The sequence below is a fragment of the Aestuariirhabdus haliotis genome, assembly GCF_023509475.1.
Lineage (GTDB): Bacteria > Pseudomonadota > Gammaproteobacteria > Pseudomonadales > Aestuariirhabdaceae > Aestuariirhabdus > Aestuariirhabdus haliotis.
The window spans coordinates 261,640-282,319 of record NZ_JAKSDZ010000002.1 but is presented as its reverse complement, the minus strand read 5'-3'; the positions used below and the strand labels follow the sequence as shown (position 1 = coordinate 282,319).

Genomic DNA, 20,680 nt, shown 5'->3' with positions numbered 1-20,680 from the left:
ATGACACTAAGCACGGCAGCCGCAGCCACAGGCACATCCGCTCTGGATAAGTACTCCATTGCCAATTCGCAGGAGAACCAGAAGAAGGATGATGAGCTGGGAAAAAATGAATTTCTGGAATTATTGGTTGCTCAGATGAATAACCAAAATCCGTTGGAACCCCAGGAAAATGGTGAGTTCATTGCCCAGTTGGCGCAATTCAGTACGGTCGAAGGTGTCGAACAACTGAACACCTCGATGCAGGACTTTGTCGCGGGTATGCAATCGAGCCAGGCATTACAAGCATCATCGTTGGTTGGCCGAACCGTTATGCTGGGCATGGAAAATACCCAGGTGGAAACGGGCCGGGGAACCGAAGGGCTAGTGGTGCTGCCTGCCTCCACGCCAGATTTGACCATCAATGTTTACAGCCCTCAGGGGGATCTGGTGAAGCAGATTCCGTTGGGCACAAAAGAGAAGGGTAACATCGAATTTAAATGGGATGGCAAGGATGCCGACGGCAATGTTATGCCGTCCGGTGAGTATCGATTCGAGGCTAAGGCTGCTATCGACGGAAAATCCCAACAAGTGCCTACCGTGTTACCGGCACATGTTAACAGCATTACGCTCGGTGCCGCTGGGACCGGGGACGTTATATTGAATCTGGATGGCATGGGCTCAGTGTTGCTATCTGATGTACAGATGATCAAAGAGTAATTCGCTCGCGAGCGATCAGGAGAATAAATCATGGCGTTTAATATCGGTTTGAGTGGTATCCGTGCCGCCGGCAATGAGCTGGAGGTGACTGGTAACAACATTGCCAATGCCAGCACCATCGGCTTTAAATCATCGCGGGCGGAATTTGCAGATGTGTACGCTGCATCAACCTTGGGGACAGCAGATAATGCGACCGGTAGTGGTGTGTTATTGGCTAATATTGGGCAGCAATTTACTCAGGGCAGCATTACTTTTACCAGCAACAGTCTGGATATGGCGATTAACGGAGATGGTTTTTTTGTGTTGGATAACAACGGCGAAACCACGTATACCCGTGCCGGCTATTTCGGCACTGATAAAGAAGGGTTTATCGTCAATAACTTTGGCAAAAACTTGCAGGGCTATGCGGCTGACAATACCGGCCAAATATTAACCGGTGTGTTAACCGATCTTCAGGTAGATACTACCAACCAATCCCCACAAGCCACAGGTACGGTCCTTCAGACACTGAATCTTAACTCCAGCGATGTGGTACCTGCGATCGCTCCATTTGACCCTACGGATCCTGCAACCTACAACTCGGCGACCTCGGTCAATGTTTACGATTCACTGGGTAATTCCCATATCCAGACTCAGTACTTCGTCAAAACAGGTGCTAATACCTGGGATATGCATATTCTGATTGATGGTCGGGACTTTGATGGTACTTTGCCCGATGGTACCCCACCACCGGATAACCCTGCGGCCAACGTATTTACTCCTTTCACGCAGGCTTTAACCTTTGATGCAGCCGGTCAGTTGACCGCACCTGCACCCGGCACGCCAGTGGTGCTCGCTGGCTGGGAGCCACGTGACAGTACCGGTACACAGAACGGAGCCGTTTCACCCACCGGTTATAATCTGGATTTGACTGGTAGTACCCAGTTTTCCAGTGCCTTTGCTGTGACGAGTGTTAGTCAGGATGGTTTCAGCACCGGGCAACTGGCAGGACTTGAAGTGTCTGACGAAGGCATCCTGTTTGCTCGATACACTAATGGACAAAGTCGTATTCAGGGGCAGGTGGTGTTTGCCAATTTTGCCAATACTGAGGGCTTGAGTCCGTTAGGCAAGACGGAATGGGCCGAATCGTTTGAATCTGGTAATCAGGTAATAGGCACACCACGTTCTGGTACCCTGGGTGCATTGCAGGCAGGGGCTTTGGAGGCCTCTAACGTGGAACTTTCTGACGAGTTGGTGAACCTGATTATTGCCCAGAGAAACTATCAGGCCAATGCCAAAACCATTGAAACCTCCGATGCGGTTACCCAGACCATTTTGAATATTTAAGCCTGCATCTTCGGTCAGTAGTCATTAAGCGCGACATCGTTTTGGCGGTGTCGCGTTTTTTTGTCCTATTGCTGCAGGTGGCCTGGATACTTATCACTATTGGGTGTGGCAATACCCTATAAATGTTGCGGTAAACCCTTGCCGTCCTAGGTATTAATTCAATCTTGAAACTCGATTGGTTTGGGTTTTCTGTTTATTTTAATTTAATAAAAACAATAGGTTACGTTTTATTTTGAGCTTTATGGGTAAATGGGCATAGCCTTTGCTTTTTCTATAGGTAAGACAATTTGAGCAGCAAATGATTGCCGCTCCCTACAGGGTTACAGAGCAATGGACAGAGCATTATTTATTTCCATGAGTGGCGCAAAGCAGAATATGTTGGGGCAGACTATTCATGCCAACAACCTGGCCAATGCCAACACGACGGGATTTAAGAATGATTTCGAGCAGGCGCGGTCGATGCCTGTCTGGGGGGAGACTCATCCGACCCGAGCCTATGCCATGACCGAAAACCCAGGTACCAACTTTAATCAGGGCACCATGATATCGACGGGTCGTGATTTGGATGTGGCCTTGAGGGGAGACGGCTGGATAACGGCGCAAACAGCAGAGGGTGAAACGGTCTATACCCGAACCGGTGATTTGAACATCGATCCCGATGGCATCCTGCGTAATTCGGAAAACCTGACCATTATCGGTGATGGTGGCCCGATTGTATTACCGGAATTCGATAAGATGGATATTGCTCCTGACGGCACCATTACCATTCGAGGTGCTGGAGAAAATCCAGAGGCTCTGGCGGAGGTTGATCGAATTTTATTGGTCAATCCCGATCTGAATCGCCTGGAGAAGGGTAGCGATGGCTTATTCAGAATCAAAGATGAAGACGCTGTGGTGCCCGATGTGAACGTGACTCTTGAGCCCGGATTTCTCGAGGCCAGTAACGTTAATCCGGTCTCCGAGATGATTTCGATGATGAGTTTGGCGAAGCAGTTTCAGGTGCAGGTGAAGATGATGAGCACCGCGGAAGAAAATCAGAAATCAGTGGAACGACTCTTGCAGAGCTAGGGAGTGTCTGCATAGCTGACGGATTTTTGACAATAACTGAGCAACCTAGTTTGCGGACTGAAGTGAGGCAGGGCGGAAGCCCTGTGGGGAGAAAAACATGCAACCGGCATTGTGGGTAAGTAAAACGGGACTGAGCGCACAGGATATGCAGCTCAATACCATTGCGAATAATCTGGCTAACGTCAGCACGGTAGGTTTCAAGAAGGATCGGGCGGAATTTGAAGATCTGCTCTATCAGATCCAACGACAGCCCGGTGGGCAATCGTCCCAGGACACCACCTTGCCATCCGGGTTGCAATTGGGTACGGGTGTTCGTGTAGCCGGTACTCAGAAAATATTTACTTCAGGCAGTTTGCAAACAACCGATCAGCCACTGGATATGGCAATCAACGGTCGAGGCTTTTTCCAGATTTTGACGCCCGACGGCACGATCGCCTACACCCGAAATGGCCAGTTTCACCTTAATGAGGACGGTGATGTGGTCAATGTTAACGGTCATCCGCTAGAACCCGGAATTACCGTTCCCGAAGATGCTCTCACGTACACAGTAGGTGAAGATGGCATTGTCACCGTGACCACACCGGGCGATCCGGCTCCCCAGGAACTGGGGCAAATTCAGGTCGTGGATTTTATTAATCCAGCGGGCTTGCAAGCCATTGGTAATAACCTGTTCCTCGAAACCGGGTCCAGCGGAGCGCCTCGAGAAGGTGTCCCCGGTGAAGATGGGTTAGGGCGAATTCAACAGAGTACGTTGGAAAATTCAAACGTAAACGTGGTGGAAGAGCTGGTGAATATGATCACCACCCAGCGTGCTTACGAAATGAATTCCAAAGTGATTTCGACTGCTGACAGTATGCTGCAGTTCGTGACTCAGAACCTTTAATCGAGGCTAAAGAGGCGATGTTGCTATGAAAATCAGATTGCTTTTATTGCTGAGCTTCTTTTCTTTGGGTGGTTGCATGACGCCTACGGCTTTGCCAAATGATCCGGCATTTGCGCCGACCTATCCTGCCCAGCCCATTGCCTCGGAATTTAATGGCGGTTCTCTCTACCAGGAGGGTTTTGGCTTCTCACTGTACGACGATCGCAAGGCTTACCGGGTCGGCGATATCATCACGGTACAGCTGGATGAATCGACACAGGCGAATAAGAAAGCCGATACCGACTTCAGTAAAGAAACAACGGCGTCTATTAGTGAACCAACTGCGTTTGGTAAAACCTTTAAAGATGTGTTTGGTTTTGATGTGGCTGCCACCCTGGACGCCACTCGAGAGCATGAAGGGGAATCTGAAAGTAGTCAGAGTAACAGTCTTCGCGGCAATATAACGGTCACGGTGTCGGAAGTGTTACCCAATGGCTTGCTGAAAATTCGCGGCGAAAAATGGCTCACCCTTAATCAGGGGGACGAGTACGTTCGAATATCGGGCTTGGTACGCCCCGATGATGTTGATACCGATAACATGGTGTCATCGCAAAAAATTGCAGATGCAAGAATTAGTTACGCTGGAACCGGAAGCCTGGCAGATTCGAATGAGGCGGGTTGGTTAACCAAACTCTTCAATAGTCCGGCATTTCCTTTTTAGGAAGAGTGGAGCAATGACAATGAAAGTAGTTCAGCGATATCTTCTGGTTCTGTTTCTTTTACTGATGGCGGGTTCAGTGCAGGCTGAACGAATTAAGGATCTGGCTTCGATTTCTGGTGTGCGAAGTAATCAGTTGGTGGGTTATGGTCTGGTGACAGGCTTGGATGGTAGTGGTGATAAAACCAGCCAGACACCATTTACCATTCAAACCTTTAAAAATATGTTGCAGCAATTTGGTATAAAAATGCCACCGGGCAGTAACCCAAAATTGAAAAACGTAGCCGCGGTATCTATTCATGGTGAGCTGCCACCTTTTGCCAAGCCTGGCCATAAAATTGATGTCACTGTTTCTGCACTGGGTAATGCCAAAAGCCTTAGGGGTGGGAGCTTATTGATGACCGAGCTCAAAGGAATTGATGGCAAAGTATACGCCATTGCTCAGGGCAGTCTGGTTGTTGGTGGTTTAGGCGTGGAGGGTGCGGATGGATCAAGTTTAACTATTAATGTGCCTACTGCCGGCCGAATTCCAAATGGTGCTTTGGTTGAACGTAGTGTTCATTCGTCGTTTGGGCGAGGAAACAAGCTGGTATTGAATTTAAAACAGTACGATTTTACTACTGCCAAGCGCATGAGTGATGCGATCAATCAGCTGGTCGGTCCGGGCGTGGCGAAAGCCATTGATGGTGCTTCTATCGAGGTGACCGCACCAACGGATCGGTCTCAGCGTGTCACCTATATGTCGGTATTGGAGAATCTTGAGGTAACGCCAGGTGAATCCTCAGCCAAAGTTATTATCAACTCACGTACCGGTACCATTGTGATTGGGAAAAACGTAAGGGTGTCTCCAGCGGCAGTAACCCACGGCAGCATGGTGGTTTCTATCACCGAAGAAGCCGAGGTGAGTCAGCCAAATGCTTTCGGTGCCGGAGAAACGGTAGTTACTCCGCAAAGCAATATCGATGTACAACAAGAAAACAATAAAATGTTCCTGTTTGAACCGGGTGTTACCCTGGCCGAAATTGTTCAGGCGGTGAATCAGGTAGGAGCGGCCCCCGGTGACCTGATGGCCATTTTGGAGGCCCTCAAACAGGCCGGGGCACTACGCGCAGAATTGGTGGTTATCTGATATGAGTGGAGTAGATCTGAACCTGAAACATTCGGCTGCCAGTGCCTCTGGGGTAGCCCAGGTTTATACCGATCTGAACAGCTTGCAGAATCTTAAGTACAGCTCCGATGGTGAATCGAAAGAAGCACTCGAACAAGCCGTAAAACAATTCGAGTCGTTGTTTATCAGCATGATGTTGAAAAGCATGCGCGATGCTAATGCGATCTTTGAAGAAGACAGTCTGTTCAATAGCAGTGAAAGCAATATGTATCGCGATATGCTCGATGGCCAGATGGCAATTGACCTGGCGGAAAATGGCGGGATGGGGCTGGCCGAAGTGTTAATGCGCCAGCTCAATAGCAGTATTCCCGAGGCTTCGTCGACTTATGGACGCGACCGTTTCATGGTTGATAAAGCCTCAGACGTTGCCAGCACAATGGTACAGCAGCTTATGCGTAAACCGATAGTCGGCAAGGTCGATCAATCGGCAAACGTGAATGCTAATGACTCCGATCGAAAGATCACGCTAGAGACAAATGAACCGGATGAAGTGTTGGATTCGCCGTTGGCCTTTATTCGCAAAATGATGCCCTATGCGCAGGAGATTGCCAGCAAGCTTGGCATAGAACCCAAAATACTGGTTGCCCAGTCAGCCCTGGAAACCGGCTGGGGGCAAAAGATGATTCAGCGTGAGGATGGCGGCAACAGCTTCAATCTGTTTGGTATCAAGGCCGACAGTCGCTGGTCTGGAGATACAGCAGAGGTGACCACTACCGAGTTTCGCCAAGGCGTTGCGTTAAAAGAAACGGCCGCCTTTAGGGCCTATGACTCATTTTTGACCAGTTTTGATGACTACGCGACGTTCTTGCAGCAGAACGATCGCTATCAAAATGCATTACAGCATGGTGGTGATTCCGTGAAGTTTTTACAGGGATTACAGCAAGCGGGCTACGCCACCGATCCAGAGTACGCCGAGAAAATATTGCGGATTGCCGATAGCAATATTTTTGACAACTGGCAGTAGTCGCTCAAGAGGTGAATGTGAAGCTTCGAATTACAAACGTATTAAACCATTTGGCTTTGATGCCGATAACGGGTAGATAACGGGAAGGTCGAGAAATGGCTGATCTGCTGGGAATAGGATTAAGTGGCTTACGAGTAAGCCAGACATCGTTGACGGTGACGGGTCATAACGTCGCCAATATCAACACGCCTGGATATTCTCGTCAGGAAGCCACCCAGGTAACCCAAAATCCACTCTATGTGGGGGTCGGTTTTTTGGGTTCCGGTGCAACCACCGACAGTATTCGGCGCATTACCAGTGAAATTCTGGTTAGCCAGTTACGTGAGAACACCTTTGTCAATTCGGAGCAGCAGGCATTTCGGGAGCAGATTGAACAGCTGGATTCCCTGCTGGCCAACACAACCACGGGGCTGACGCCGGCACTGACCAATTTCTTTAAGGCTATGCAGACTGGAGCCGAAGATCCGGCCAATATTCCATCCCGGCAATTGATCCTTACCGAAGCAGAGGGGATAGCGAACCGTTTTAATACCCTGAACGATCGCCTTAACCAACAAACTGATCTGGTTAATCAACAAAGCCGAACGCTTACCGAACAAATCAACCGTATTGCAGTAACGATTGGGGATTATAACGAAGCGATCGCCAAGGCCGAGGTCAACAATACCCCGGTGAATGATCTCCGGGATTCTCGGGAAGAGGCGTTGAAGAATCTTTCGGAGTTGGTGGGAGTGACCGTCATTCCTCAGGACGATAACACGATCAATGTGTTTGTCGGCACGGGCCAACCTTTGATCGTTGGCGCTCAGGTAAATACCCTGGAAGTCGTACCCAGTACTGACGACCCATTGCGCCAGGATATCGCTATTAGCGATGGTACCTCGACCCAGGTGATAACTAACCTGCTCTCTGGGGGAGAGTTGACCGGGATTATCAATTATCGAGATGAGGTGCTGGATCCTGCGTACAACGAGATTGGGCGTCTGGCCTTGGTCTTCTCCGATACGATTAACCAACAGCTGGGTGAAGGTCTTGATCTGTCGGATAATTTTGGCGTCGATCTGTTTCGTGATATTAACGATCCGATTTTAATGCAGCAGCGGGTTTTCCCCAGTACCAATCCCTCAACCAGTACTTTGGAAGTCGAAATCACCGATGCCGGGCAGCTTTCGTTAAGCGATTATCGGCTGGAATTCAGCTCACCCACGAACTATACATTGACACGAATTTCCGATGGCACCCAAACCGCCGGGGTGATACCCGGGGCTCCATCGACACCATCGATCCTGTCACCCGATGGTTTTCAGATCAATCTCAATAACAACGGTTTTGTCGCTGGCGAGCGCTTTTATATAACGCCTACCCGGGAAGGCGCCGAACATATTGAAAAAGTGCTCGAGCAACCGGAAGAGTTGGCTTTCGCAGCGCCGTTGCGTGGCACACAAAGTCTCGATAATCGTGGCACAGGCTCAATTACCCAGCCCGATGTGGTATCGCCTTTTACGCCAGCGGATGTGATTGCCAACCAACCGTTTGATATTGTTTTCACCGATACCCAGAACTATGCCTTCGTAGATAACAGTGGTAATGGTCTGACGATTACTGGTAACCCCAATCCGATTGTGCCGGGGCAAACCAATGCGGTCACCATTGATGTCACCGACGGCGGGGGTAATACCTATCAGGTCACACTGGACATTACCGGGCGGCCATTGGCGGGTGACAGTTTCACTATCGAGTTCAACCAAAATGGTAGCTCTGATAACCGTAACGCCTTGAAGCTGGTCCAGTTAGAAAATGAACCCACAACAACTTTCGGTGCCGGCGTTAACTATGCCGACGCTTACGGAGAACTGGTTGAAAAAGTGGGAACTCGTACGGCTCAATCCCGTATCGATAGCGAAGCCAGCAGTACTATCCTGACTCAATCGCAAAATGCGCGGGACAGTTTATCCGGGGTCAGTCTGGACGAAGAAGCGGCTAATTTGATTCGCTTTGAGAATGCCTACAATGCCTCCGCGCAGGTTATTTCGGTGGCTAGAAGTTTGTTTGATACATTGATTAATACCTTTCGATAAGGTATTTGAGGTCAGTTACGTGACCATTAAGAGAGCAGGTTAACTATGATGCGTATTTCATCCATCCAGGCATACAATAATGGTGTCAGTGGAATACAAAACAACTACAGCAATGTGACTCGTACCCAGGAGCAGATCTCTTCGGGTAAACGCTTGTTGACGCCCGCCGATGATCCTGTAGCTTCAACTCGCCTGTTGCAATTGTCACAAGAACGAGGCCGATTGGATGAATACCTGTCGAACCTTGATGCAGCCGAAGGCAGCTTGCAGAACGAGGAGTCCATTCTTAATAGTGTCGAGAATATCATTTTCCGGTTGCAGGAAATTGCGGTTCAGGCCGGCGATGGTGCTCAAGATGCTACCGACAAGGAAGCTCTGGCTATAGAAGTAGAAGAACGGCTGGATGAAATGCTGGATCTGCTTAATTCTCGTAACTCGCGAGGAGAATATATTTTCGGTGGTAACCAGGGTAAGCAAGAACCCTTTAGCTTTGATCCGGTAAGTAACAGCTTTGTTTATAACGGTGACGAGGGACAGCGTGAAGTGCAGATTGCCAGTTCGTCTTACTTGCCGATTACCGATAATGGCAAGGAGATTTTTGCTGATGTTCCCAATGAAACCCGAGTACTGGTCTCTCAAGGGACTCCTAACAGTGGTGTTTCGGGGGTGAACAAGGTGGAGTTGCTGGATAGCGCTCAATTTGATGCCTACTTCGATACGCTGGTTGGTCAACCGCAACAAGCGTCTTTGAGTTTTACCCCCAATCCGTTGATTCCCTCAGGTTACGATGTCTTTTTGATTGACGCTAATAACCCTGCGCCCGGTGTGGCACTGCCTGCAGGAGATGTGGTATTGAACACCGATGGTGACCTGGAGATTACCATCGCCGCTATGGGTGAAAAACTCACCGTAGCGGGTTCGCCGGCTGCTGGCGATCAGATCGACATCACCCGCCAGGAAAAAATTGGGTTGTTGGATACCACCAAAATGTTGGCCGACACACTCAGAGGTTACGGAACTTCGGTCGAGCGCCAAGCTGCAACCGACTATGGTGTTGGCCTAGCCTTGCAAAATCTGAGTAATGGTTTGGGATCGGTTTTGGAGGTGCGAACAGAAGTGGGTGCCCGTTTGAATGTGGTAGATTCCACCCGAACCTCTCATGAGGATGTAAAGCTGATCAATCAGTCGTTACAGTCCGACCTGGAAGATCTGGATTATGCCGAAGCTCTCTCCAGACTTTCGTTTCAAAGTGTGATTCTTGAAGCGGCCCAGCAGAGCTTCGTTAAGATCAGCGGACTAAACCTCTTTAGCCGATTGTAATGATCCGAGCATCGACGGTAAGGAGCCGAGCTGCATGCGGTGGGTTGCTCTTGTCGTCATTCAAAATGTTTTACCGCTTTCAAGCCCGAAAATCCGCCTGTTTGCTGTCGCTGGTAGCCCATGCTATCCAGCCTGTCAGGTGTTTGATTGTATGGGGTTGTTTTAAGGTATTGATAAATAAAGAAAAATAAAATTGATCAAAAAAGTTACACTTTTCCCTAAAGTGATCTCCCAAGGCGCCGATACAGAGATTGTATGTAGAAAAAACGCTTGCCAATTGGCAAATGGTTAACCGCGCCGTCCAGGCACGGGATTACAGGAGATAACATCATGGCTTTAACAGTACAAACCAATGTGGCGTCGCTGAACACTCAGCGTAACCTCACTAATTCTTCAGATGCCCTGGACGTGTCCTTGCAAAGACTGTCTACCGGCTTTCGTATCAACAGTGCAAAAGATGACGCAGCGGGCTTGCAGATATCTGACCGTTTGACCTCTCAGATCAATGGTCTTAATCAGGCGACTCGTAATGCGAATGACGGTATTTCCCTGTCGCAAACCGCTGAAGGTGCGTTGCAGCAGTCTACCGATATTCTGCAGCGTATGCGTGACCTCTCTATCCAGTCCGCTAACGGTTCTAACGACTCCACTGATCGTGCGGCACTGCAAAAAGAAGTGGCGGCATTGCAGGCTGAATTGACCCGTATCGCTGACACCACCACCTTCGGTGGTCGTAAGTTGCTCGATGGTAGCTTTGGTACTTCCGACTTCCAGGTGGGTGCCCAGGCTTATGAAACCATCGGTATTACCCTCAACAGTGCCTCGGCTACCGACATCGGTTCCTATCAGGTGCAGGGTGAGGGTACCGTCGCTGGTCTGGCAACCGCAGCTGGTACTTTTACTGCGGACAGCTTTGATATCAACGCTGGCGGTAAGGTATTTACCACCCAGGGTATTCTGGCTCAGGATACGGCCCGAGAAATTTCTAACAAGATCAACGCTACCGAATCTGGTGTTAAAGCAACGGCGCGTACCGATGCGAATCTGGCTTTGGCTGTTGGTGGTGCCGCTACCATCGACCTGAGTATTGGTGTTTACAAAGACGATACCACTACTTTGGCGACCGCCGGTACTCCTGGTACCGCTGATACGTTGATCGACTTGGTCGGTGTGGCCGATGCTGAGACGGTTGTTAACGCCGTAAACAACGCCGGTGGCTCTGGCTTGACGGCTACCTTACAAAACGATGGCAGCATTCGTTTAACCGCGGCTGACGGTTCCAGTGTGTCTGTTACCGGTGCTAACGCGGCCGGTGGTGCAACTGCAACGCTGGGTACTTATGACCCGACCGACGGTTCAACGGTGCTGGGTACTACTGTAGCAGTAACGGCTGCATCAGCTGTAGCTACGGGTGCCGTGCAGCTTGATTCACCTAATACCTACTCAATCGCAGCCGCAGGTGGTGGTGATCCTCTGGAATTCCTGTCTGCCGCTACAGGTGCGCTGAGCAATGCTGCTGATATCGATATCAGTACAGCGTACGGTGCTCAACAAGCCATCTTTGTTGTCGATAATGCGATCCAGCAGATCGATGGACAGCGAGCTGATCTTGGTGCGGTGCAAAACCGGTTTGAGAACACCATCTCCAACCTGCAAAGCATCTCCGAGAACGCTTCTGCGGCCCGTAGCCGGATCAAAGATACCGACTACGCCGCTGAAACCTCAGAGCTGGCAAAAAACCAGGTGCTTCAGCAGGCCGGTACCTCTGTGTTAGCTCAGGCTAACCAGTTGCCACAGGCCGTACTGTCACTGTTAGGCTAATAGAGCGCTTTGCGCTAGACTGAACGGGAAGAGGGCAACCTCTTCCCTGTTCGCATAAGACGGTGCAAAGAGGTGAGTTATGGACGTTAATAGCACAATAGGCGCGGCTTCGGTTGGCGTCGACGTAGCGGCAAGTAGCAAGATCAAAGTTGCCGATCAGGTCGTCCAGCAGCCGAAAGCTGCACCGGTTTCACAAGCGTCAGAGGCCGATGCTTTGCAGCAGGCTCGTGCAAAGAGAGAGACACAGGCTGAACGCGAACAGCAGCAAACGGACCGTGTTGACGTGGATAATGCCGTATCGGATCTCAACGATTTTGTGCAGGATATCCGTCGAGATTTGAATTTCAAAGTTGACGATGATGCTGGCAAGGTTGTGGTTCAGGTAACGGATCGAAAAACCGGGGAAATGATTCGACAGATCCCTTCTGAGGAAGCCTTAGCGCTGGCTGAACGATTAACCGAAGCCCGCAGTTTGTTATTTGAAGCCAAGGCTTGATAGAGCAGTTGTTTGAGGCCAAGGCCTTAAAATTCAGGCCATTGACTTTGCCGTGTTGCCCGAAGGTGTAGTCTTTTTCAAGACCCATCCTTGAGTAATTCTAACCAGGAGCAAAGACTTCGAACACAGGGCTGGCACAGGAATTGCCTTTTTATTGTTTGCGGTAATTATTTGACCCATTGGGGGGAAAGAGCCATTTGCTTGGCATCATTCGCATAGTAAGAGGTAGAAGATCGTGTCTATAGGTGGTGTTAACTCAGGTCTGGATATTCCAACCATCGTGAAAGCGCTCGTGGATGCCGAAAAGGCACCCAAGACGGCTCAACTTAATCGAATTGAACGTGATACCACCGAGCAGATCACTGGGTTGGGTCAATTAATGGGCGCTGTATCTGCCTTTAAAACGGCCGTCGATGGTTTGGACGATCTGAGTTCGTTTAATCAGCGTACGCCAGCATCCAGCGATACCGATATTCTGACGCTAACGGCCACGGAAGAAGCAACCGCAGGTAATTACAATATTTCCGTTGAATCGCTTGCCCAGGCGCAAAAAATTGCCACGGGTCCTTTTGCAGACGCAGAAGCCGCGATTGGTACAGGGACAATCACGATTGGGCAGGGCGCTGACAGCTTTGACATTGTGGTCGGTGCTGACAATAACACTCTGTCCGGTATAAAAGATGCCATTAACGAGGCGTCGGACAATACGGGCGTGACGGCGACCATCGTGACCGACGATAGTGGGGCCCGATTAGTACTCAGCAGTGACAAACAGGGTTTAAGCAATCAGCTCAGTTTAACCGTCAATGATGATGATGGTAATTCTGCCGCCGGTGATGCTGGGGGCGGTTTATCTGACCTGGTCTATGATCCACTGAGTGGAAACGGTTCTCTTGAGTTAACTGCAGCGACCGATGCCGTAATAAAAATCGACGGTCTTACCGTAACCCGTTCCTCCAACACCATTAGCGATGCCATCGAAGGGGTGACCCTGAACTTGAAAGCGGCGCAAAGTGCTGATGATATTGCCGCAGGGAAAACGGTCAGTGCCAAAATTGCCCTGGATAAAGCGGGGCCACAGGGCCGAATCAACGAATTTGTAGAGGCCTATAACGCCCTGATTGATGTCACCAAGGAGCTAACCGCAGTAGTGGCTGTGGGTGGTGATGAGACAGCCCCTGTGACGGGCGCTCTACTTGGCGATGCGTCGGTGCGTCAGCTGGTTAGCCAGATTCGTTCAGAGCTGATTGATCCTACAGGTGATTCAGCCATCGGGGCTTTGTCGCAGCTGGGCGTGACCTCGACCAAGGAAGGGCGCCTGGAAGTGGATTCTTCCGTTTTGACCGATCAACTGGATAATAATTATTCGGCCGTTGGTGAATTTTTGGCGGGTGAAAACGGCTTGATGGGGCGCTTAAGTGAGACCGTAGCTAGTTATGAAGGCAGCGGTGGCGTTTTGAGTAAGCGGGTTGATAGCCTGCAAAACCGCATCGAGTCGATCGATGATGATCGTCTGTCATTGAACTTGCGTGTGGCGAAGATGGAAGAGCGTTTGAACAGCCAGTTCTATGCCATGGATCAATTGGTCGGGCAGTACAACAATACTCTGGAGTATATTACCGGTGCGCTGAAAAACTTGCCGGGTGTGGTTAAGCAAAGTTCTGATTAAACTCTTTGATGATTGTAAACCCGTTCTGGTAATCGTCTAAGTGAGCGGGTTTTATCACAGTTCAAGATAGCGAGTGTCGATAATGAAATCACCGGCAGATATGTATAAGAGTGTGGAAGGTGCGCAAGAGATTCCTCCGTATCAAAGAGTGCAGAAGTTATTGCAGGGTGCCATTGTTAAGCTGGAACAGGCGCAATTAGCTCATAAAGAAGGGGATATGGCGCTGCGTGGAGAGTTGATGGGTGATGTAGTAACGATCATCGGCTTTCTTCAGGCGGCTCTGGATATGGAGAAGGGCGGCGAGATAGCCGATAACCTGGATGCTCTTTACGACTATATGACGCGACGGTTGGGGCAGTTTTATCTTGATCAAAGCCTGGATTCGTTGGTTGAGGTAAGCAAGCTGTTGGGTGATATGCGTGATGCCTGGGATGGTGTGGCGGAACAAATGAAATCGGCTTAACTCCTGTATATAGTAAAAGCGAACATTGCTGGAGTTTTTACTTCGAAAATGATTTTTTAAAAAGAGCCTCAAGGCTCTTTTTTACGTCTGGAATCATTAAAGTCGATCTGCTGGCAGCCGATACATTGAGTATTGAGCGATTCATTAAGGTAATTGAGCGAACTATGAACAGTGCAGCGGCCATTAAAAGTTATCAGAATGTACGTACCCAGACCGGTGTGACTGACGCTTCTCCTCACCGATTGATCCAGATGCTGATGGAAGGTGGCTTGGAGCGAATGGCTCAGGCCAAGGGAGCGATTTCTCTCAATGACGATGCCTTGCGCAGTCAGTTCTTGAGTAAAAGCATTGCCATTATTGGTGGCTTACAGATGGCTCTGGATTTTGACAAGGGGGGGGATGTTGCCATTACCCTGAACGACCTCTACGATTATATGGTGCGCCGCTTGTACGAGGCCAACCGCACCGCAGACGTTGAAATTATCAATGAAGTTGCTCAATTGTTAGGCAATGTGAAACAGGGATGGGATGGAATAGCCGATCAGGTTGATTGAGCGTTTTCAGTGAAATCTCATAAGGGTACTCGTAATAGTGAGCCGATCTCACTATACTGCGGTCCGCAACGGACTCTGTAACTGTGAATAATCGGTACCCTTTTGGAGCGTTATTATGTCAGTGACCACATCGCCCCAGTCTTTTCAAAGGCTTTGCAGCCAGATTGACCAGGCTTTAGCCCAGGAGAACTGGGAGGCTTTGACGTCACTTGATGCCCAGTGTCGTCAGGCTTTGAAGGCGGCTGGGGAAGGGCAAGCACTGTCCGAACGCTTGCAGAGCGATCCTGCGCTCGGCCAGGCTTTGATTGAGCTTCAACACAGCTATCAAGCCTTGGTTAATCGATGTCAGCAGCACCGAGATGATCTGCGGGAGGAGTTGGTTCGGACTCGTCAAGCCGGCAAGGCTGCCCGAGCCTATAGCCAAACTTGATGCTTGTGGGGATAGGATTTTTCTCACCTGATATCCTTGGTGGCTCTCCCTCACTCTACCAATAGCCGGAAAAGTACTTATATATCGAACCCTATGATCCTGATATAAAAGTCAGATTTCTGACGGGGCTACGTGATTGGCTTTGGTGTGTGTTGGCTTTTGACTGTCAAAAAATTGTTTTTTTTATTATGTTTCCTGACAATCTCACTCTAACTGACTAATCTTCATAGTAATTGCTGTTGAAACTTTTTCATTCGAGCGCTTGGTTTGCCCTGTTTTGTGCAATCAGAGCTCTATTAGGTAAGCCGTTGAGCAGCTCAATGGATACCTTGTTAACCTGCTTAAGGAGTGCGCCAGGGCTATGTGGCGAGATATAAAACTGCTCTTGATCGATGATAACGATGAGCGACGCCAGAATCTAAAAGTGATTTTCGACTTCCTTGGCGAGGAGGCTCTCGCTTGTAGTGGTCAGGAGTGGTTAGAGAGTTGGAACGAGTTGGAGGAAAAGCCGGATTTGACAGCGGTTGTTCTGGGTGAAGTCAAAGAGGGCTTGAAAGGGATCCTGCCCAAGCTCAAAGACTGGAACGAAGCGGTACCGGTATTGATGCTAGGTGAGCGTTCTCTGCTTGATGGTGTCGATGACGGTCTGAGGCAACAGGTGATTGCCGTCGTTGAAGTGCCTCCAAGCTATAACAAGTTGCAAGATAGTCTACATCGCGCCCAGGTCTACCGTGAGCAATACGATCTAAGCCGAGGGCGGGGTGTACAGCGTGAAGTCCAGTTATTTCGTTCACTGGTAGGTACCAGCCGTCATGTACAAACCGTTCGCGAGATGATGACGCAGGTTGCTGACAAGGACGTCACGGTATTGATTACTGGAGAATCGGGCACAGGTAAAGAGGTGGTTGCTCGAAACTTGCACTTCAGTTCCCATCGACGCAATGGCCCATTTGTACCGGTGAACTGTGGCGCTATTCCCGCCGAATTGCTGGAGTCTGAACTTTTTGGGCACGAAAAAGGCGCGTTTACCGGAGCCATTGCGGCGCGTGCGGGTCGCTTTGAGTTGGCCCAGGGAGGAACGCTGTTTCTGGATGAAATTGGTGATATGCCGCTGAATATGCAGGTAAAAATCCTGCGGGTTCTGCAAGAGAAAAATTTCGAGAGGGTCGGCGGTAGTAAGGCTATTTCCAGTGATGTCCGGATCATTACAGCGACGCATCGTAATCTGGAGCAGATGATCGAAGAGGGCACTTTTCGGGAAGATCTCTATTACCGTCTGAACGTTTTTCCCATCGAGATGCCTGCCTTGCGTGAGCGTGTAGAAGATATTCCCTTGTTACTTAACGAACTGATTTCCCGCATGGAGATCGAAAAGCGAGGTTCAATTCGCTTTAACTCGGCCGCTATTATGTCCCTGTGTCGGCACGATTGGCCGGGAAATGTACGGGAGCTGGCAAATCTTGTGGAGCGTTTGGCGATCACCCATCCCTATGGTGTTATCGGTGCCATGGAATTGCCGAAAAAGTTTCGGCACATTGACGAAGGGGATGAAACCAATTCAGACCTGATCGACATGTTTGCCGGCCAGCAGGGATCTCGGCCCCCCTTGGCGGATGGGCCGGCGCTGTTACCGGTGAATGGCCTGAACTTAAAGCAATATCTGACAGATCTCGAATGCAGCCTGATACGCCAGGCGCTGGATGACAGCAATCATGTGGTAGCCCGAGCGGCAGAACGATTGCATATACGACGCACCACGCTGGTTGAAAAAATGCGCAAATATGGACTCCAGCGCCGTGATGGCAAGGGCGAATAGCGCCCTTGTAAGCCTTTTCTGATATTTACCCTATTGCTTGACGAGAATAGGGTAAATTGTTCTGCGATCGGGTCCCGTCGGATCGCTTGCTTCTATCCTCGCCTAATCTGGCCCTTCTAAGGACATCATTCGCTCTGAATAATGCTCGTCAAACTATTGTCAGTCGATCGGTTCTTCTGCTTTTAGTTAGGTTTATCTGTTTGATATAAAAAAGAAAATTATTCTGGGTATATATATTGCTTTGTGATGTTCAGGCACAGCTGATAGTGGCTGTTACGAATGAACAACACGAGAGCCCCGTTATGTCGACATCGATTAATGCGCTTGGAAAACGCACCACCGGACCCGGCGTGGGGAGAGGCCCATCAATTGCGCAACAATCGGCTGTAGCAACCGGGCAGGCCCCGACATTTACGGAATCAATTGATCGTTTGATGCAGCCTATCCAGTCTAAGGGGGAGCTGGAATCCGCCTTTGAGCAATTCAATGAGATGTCGAAGCAGCTGGCCGGCTCCTATCGGATGTTAGAAAGCCGCGTTGAAACCTTGCAGCAAGAGTTGGCCTGCGAAAGCCAGCAGCGCCTCCAGGAGTTAACGCAAAAGGAACAGCTGGCCGGTCAGTTGCAAAGCCTCCTTGACCTGTTGCCTGCCGGGGTAGTGGTGTTGGATGGCAAGGGTCGAGTTCAGCGTTGTAATCCAGCCTCCATTGAGCTTCTGGGAGAGCCTTTGGAAGGAGAGTTGTGGCGACAGGTTATCGATCGTTGTTTTGCTCCCCAGCATCATGATGGTCATGAGGTTTCATTAAAAGATGGTCGCCTGGTCAGCGTCTCGATACGCTCGCTAGAGCATGAACCGGGTCAGTTGATACTGATCTCCGATCAGACGGAAACCCGACGCTTGCAGCAGCAGCTGAGTCGTCATGAACGGCTTTCTGCGATGGGAAAAATGGTGGCTTCCCTGGCCCATCAAATACGCACGCCGTTATCAGCCGCCATGTTATACGGTGGCCATTTGGCCGAGCAGCAGCTTGATTTCGAACGCCAACAAAAATTTGCCGGCAAACTCATGTCTCGCTTACAAAACCTGGAGCAGCAGGTTCGTGATATGTTGATTTTTGCCCGCGGTGAGTTGCCTTTGTCCGATCTGATAGACGTACGCCAGCTGGTGCAAGAGATTCGTCAGGGTTCGGAAGCGGTTATCATTTCTTCCGGGTCCAGCTTGAAGTGGACACTGGGTTGCAAGCCAGGCTTGCAGATTTATTGCAACCGGGATGCGCTGGTGGGGGCCTTCCAAAACCTCATCAATAATGCGGTTGAAGCGGTGGGTCAGAATGCGGACATTACATTTTCAGTGAAGCAAAACGGGGGGAATCTTGAGATAGAGGTGACCGATTCGGGACCCGGTTTTGACGCCAGCACTGGCCAGAAAATGGGTGAACCTTTCTTTTCGACCAAGTCCAAAGGTACTGGTCTCGGCATTGCTGTGGTTCGTTCTATCGTGCGCGCTCATCAGGGAGAATTTACTATTGATTCCGAACCGGGAGAGGGTGCCTGCGCCCGAGTTAGCTTGCCGGTAAAAGCCGAGAACGAATCGATAAACCTGGAAGCTGAATCAAATAGGGAGACAGCATTATGACTTCTACTCGCATTTTGGTGGTTGAAGATGACCGGGATTTACGTGAGGCCTTACTCGATACCCTTGAGTTGGCGGATTATGATGCCTGTGCTGCGGATTGTGCTGAAGAGGCCATCAAGCAATTGTTGTTATCGAACTTCGATCTGGTGATCAGTGATGTCAACATGCCGGGTATGGATGGGCATGAATTGCTTAGTCGTATCAAAAAGGATCATCCCCAGATTCCCGTTTTGTTGATGACCGCGTATGGCAGTGTCAATCGGGCGGTAGAGGCGATGAAGCAGGGCGCGGTAGATTATCTGCTAAAACCTTTTGAACCCAAAGCGCTACTGGCTTTAATCAAGCGGGTTACGCTGGCAGAACGAAATTCGGATGATGATCAACCGGTCGCGGTTGAAACCAGTAGCCAGCAGGTTTTAGCGTTGGCTCGCCGCGTTGCGGGCTCTGATGCCACGGTGTTGATCTCGGGTGAAAGTGGGACCGGTAAAGAGGTACTGGCTCGCTATATCCACCAAAACTCCCCTCGTGCCGGTAAGCCTTTCGTAGCTATTAACTGTGCGGCGATCCCGGAAAACATGTTGGAAGCAACGCTTTTTGGTCACGAAAAAGGTGCCTTCACGGGCGCCTATAACAGCGCACCGGGCAAATTTGAAATGGCCGATGGTGGCACTATCCTGCTGGATGAAATCTCGGAAATGGATCTGGGATTGCAGGCCAAATTACTGCGCGTGTTGCAAGAGCGTGAAGTCGAGCGTGTCGGTGGGCGGAAAACCCTGTCTCTGGATGTCCGGGTCATTGCAACCAGCAACCGCGATATGGCCAATGAGGTCGCAGGAGGTCGATTTCGGGAAGATCTTTATTATCGACTCTGTGTTTTCCCTGTGCAATGGCTGCCATTGAGAGAAAGAACCGCAGACATCATTCCGTTGGCTCGGCGTTTAATTCAGGTACATAGTACAAAAATGCACCAGCCAGCACCCCGTTTGAGTGATTCGGCCTGCACGGCTTTGTTGGTGCATCAATGGCCGGGAAATGTTCGTGAACTGGACAATGCCGTGCAGCGAGCATTGATACTCCATCAAAGTGGTGAGATCAGCGCTGAAGATCTCTGTTTGCCAGGTGTGCGCTCTCCGCTTGCGATGACTGCACCCACCAATTCTTTTCCCTGCCCGCAGCCCTCTCTGGTCTCTGGTGAAATTGCCTCAGCACCTTCGTTCATGGCTGACGATCACATTTCGACCGAGGCTGCCGGCATGACCGACCTTGGCGAAGATATGAAAAGTCATGAATATCAACTGATAGTTAATGTGCTCAAAGAGCAACGAGGCAGCCGGAAAGAGACGGCACAGATACTCGGAATTAGCGCTCGTACCTTGCGTTATAAGTTGGCCAAAATGCGCGACGAGGGTTTTGACCTCGATGCGGCCCTGGCCAGTTAAAACGGGTTGTTGGGTTGGTTAAATATGGCCCTAGCAAAGCATTTGTCTGTGAGGCTGGTTTCTGGCCTGTTTTATGCACAAGCACTGGGTAATGATCGATGCTGACAACATTTTGTCGTTTATAGGGATTGTTGGTTGAGAGGCTCAACGTTGATTGA

18 protein-coding genes are annotated in these 20,680 nt (G+C 50.0%); all 18 read left to right on the top strand.

Features of this window, described 5'->3' with window-relative positions:
- Entirely contained in the window at positions 1-696 is a 696-nt protein-coding gene (locus MIB40_RS03180; RefSeq protein WP_249690719.1) for a flagellar hook assembly protein FlgD, read from the top strand.
- A gap of 30 nt (positions 697-726) precedes the next feature.
- Positions 727-2,022, top strand: coding sequence for a flagellar hook protein FlgE (gene flgE / locus MIB40_RS03175; RefSeq protein WP_249690717.1), 1,296 nt, complete (start codon positions 727-729; stop codon positions 2,020-2,022).
- A gap of 330 nt (positions 2,023-2,352) precedes the next feature.
- Positions 2,353-3,090 (top strand): flagellar basal body rod protein FlgF, encoded by a 738-nt coding sequence (locus tag MIB40_RS03170; protein WP_249690715.1) that lies wholly within the window; start codon positions 2,353-2,355, stop codon positions 3,088-3,090.
- Positions 3,091-3,187: 97 nt separating this feature from the next.
- Positions 3,188-3,973 (top strand): flagellar basal-body rod protein FlgG, encoded by a 786-nt coding sequence (gene flgG, locus MIB40_RS03165; RefSeq protein WP_249690713.1) that lies wholly within the window; start codon positions 3,188-3,190, stop codon positions 3,971-3,973.
- A gap of 25 nt (positions 3,974-3,998) precedes the next feature.
- Complete coding sequence (gene flgH / locus MIB40_RS03160; protein ID WP_249690711.1) at positions 3,999-4,673, top strand: flagellar basal body L-ring protein FlgH; 675 nt, start codon at positions 3,999-4,001, stop codon at positions 4,671-4,673.
- Between the two features lie 13 nt (positions 4,674-4,686).
- On the top strand, positions 4,687-5,799 hold the full coding sequence (locus tag MIB40_RS03155; protein WP_406566430.1) for a flagellar basal body P-ring protein FlgI: 1,113 nt from the start codon (positions 4,687-4,689) through the stop codon (positions 5,797-5,799).
- A 1-nt stretch (position 5,800) separates the two neighbouring features.
- Complete coding sequence (gene flgJ / locus MIB40_RS03150) at positions 5,801-6,802, top strand: flagellar assembly peptidoglycan hydrolase FlgJ (protein ID WP_249690707.1); 1,002 nt, start codon at positions 5,801-5,803, stop codon at positions 6,800-6,802.
- Between the two features lie 95 nt (positions 6,803-6,897).
- On the top strand, positions 6,898-8,880 hold the full coding sequence (gene flgK / locus MIB40_RS03145; RefSeq protein WP_249690705.1) for a flagellar hook-associated protein FlgK: 1,983 nt from the start codon (positions 6,898-6,900) through the stop codon (positions 8,878-8,880).
- Positions 8,881-8,925: 45 nt separating this feature from the next.
- Positions 8,926-10,200 carry a flagellar hook-associated protein FlgL gene (gene flgL, locus MIB40_RS03140; protein ID WP_249690703.1) on the top strand — a complete coding sequence of 425 codons (1,275 nt, stop codon included), beginning with the start codon at positions 8,926-8,928 and terminating at the stop codon, positions 10,198-10,200.
- Between the two features lie 330 nt (positions 10,201-10,530).
- Positions 10,531-12,021: a flagellin gene (locus MIB40_RS03135; protein WP_249690701.1), complete on the top strand. Its 1,491-nt coding sequence runs from the start codon at positions 10,531-10,533 to the stop codon at positions 12,019-12,021.
- A 79-nt stretch (positions 12,022-12,100) separates the two neighbouring features.
- On the top strand, positions 12,101-12,517 hold the full coding sequence (locus tag MIB40_RS03130; RefSeq protein ID WP_249690699.1) for a flagellar protein FlaG: 417 nt from the start codon (positions 12,101-12,103) through the stop codon (positions 12,515-12,517).
- Between the two features lie 235 nt (positions 12,518-12,752).
- On the top strand, positions 12,753-14,186 hold the full coding sequence (gene fliD, locus MIB40_RS03125; RefSeq protein WP_249690697.1) for a flagellar filament capping protein FliD: 1,434 nt from the start codon (positions 12,753-12,755) through the stop codon (positions 14,184-14,186).
- Between the two features lie 82 nt (positions 14,187-14,268).
- Positions 14,269-14,649, top strand: a complete 381-nt coding sequence (gene fliS / locus MIB40_RS03120; RefSeq protein WP_249690695.1) for a flagellar export chaperone FliS — start codon at positions 14,269-14,271, stop codon at positions 14,647-14,649.
- 164 nt (positions 14,650-14,813) lie between these two features.
- Positions 14,814-15,203: a flagellar export chaperone FliS gene (fliS, locus tag MIB40_RS03115; protein ID WP_249690693.1), complete on the top strand. Its 390-nt coding sequence runs from the start codon at positions 14,814-14,816 to the stop codon at positions 15,201-15,203.
- A 115-nt stretch (positions 15,204-15,318) separates the two neighbouring features.
- Entirely contained in the window at positions 15,319-15,633 is a 315-nt protein-coding gene (locus MIB40_RS03110) for a flagellar protein FliT (RefSeq protein WP_249690691.1), read from the top strand.
- A 361-nt stretch (positions 15,634-15,994) separates the two neighbouring features.
- Positions 15,995-17,449, top strand: a complete 1,455-nt coding sequence (locus MIB40_RS03105) for a sigma-54-dependent transcriptional regulator (RefSeq protein WP_249690689.1) — start codon at positions 15,995-15,997, stop codon at positions 17,447-17,449.
- Between the two features lie 302 nt (positions 17,450-17,751).
- Entirely contained in the window at positions 17,752-19,083 is a 1,332-nt protein-coding gene (locus MIB40_RS03100; protein ID WP_249690688.1) for a sensor histidine kinase, read from the top strand.
- Positions 19,080-20,522 carry a sigma-54-dependent transcriptional regulator gene (locus MIB40_RS03095; RefSeq protein WP_249690686.1) on the top strand — a complete coding sequence of 481 codons (1,443 nt, stop codon included), beginning with the start codon at positions 19,080-19,082 and terminating at the stop codon, positions 20,520-20,522. Before MIB40_RS03100 ends, MIB40_RS03095 begins: the two co-directional genes overlap by 4 nt.
- Positions 20,523-20,680: the final 158 nt, after the last annotated feature.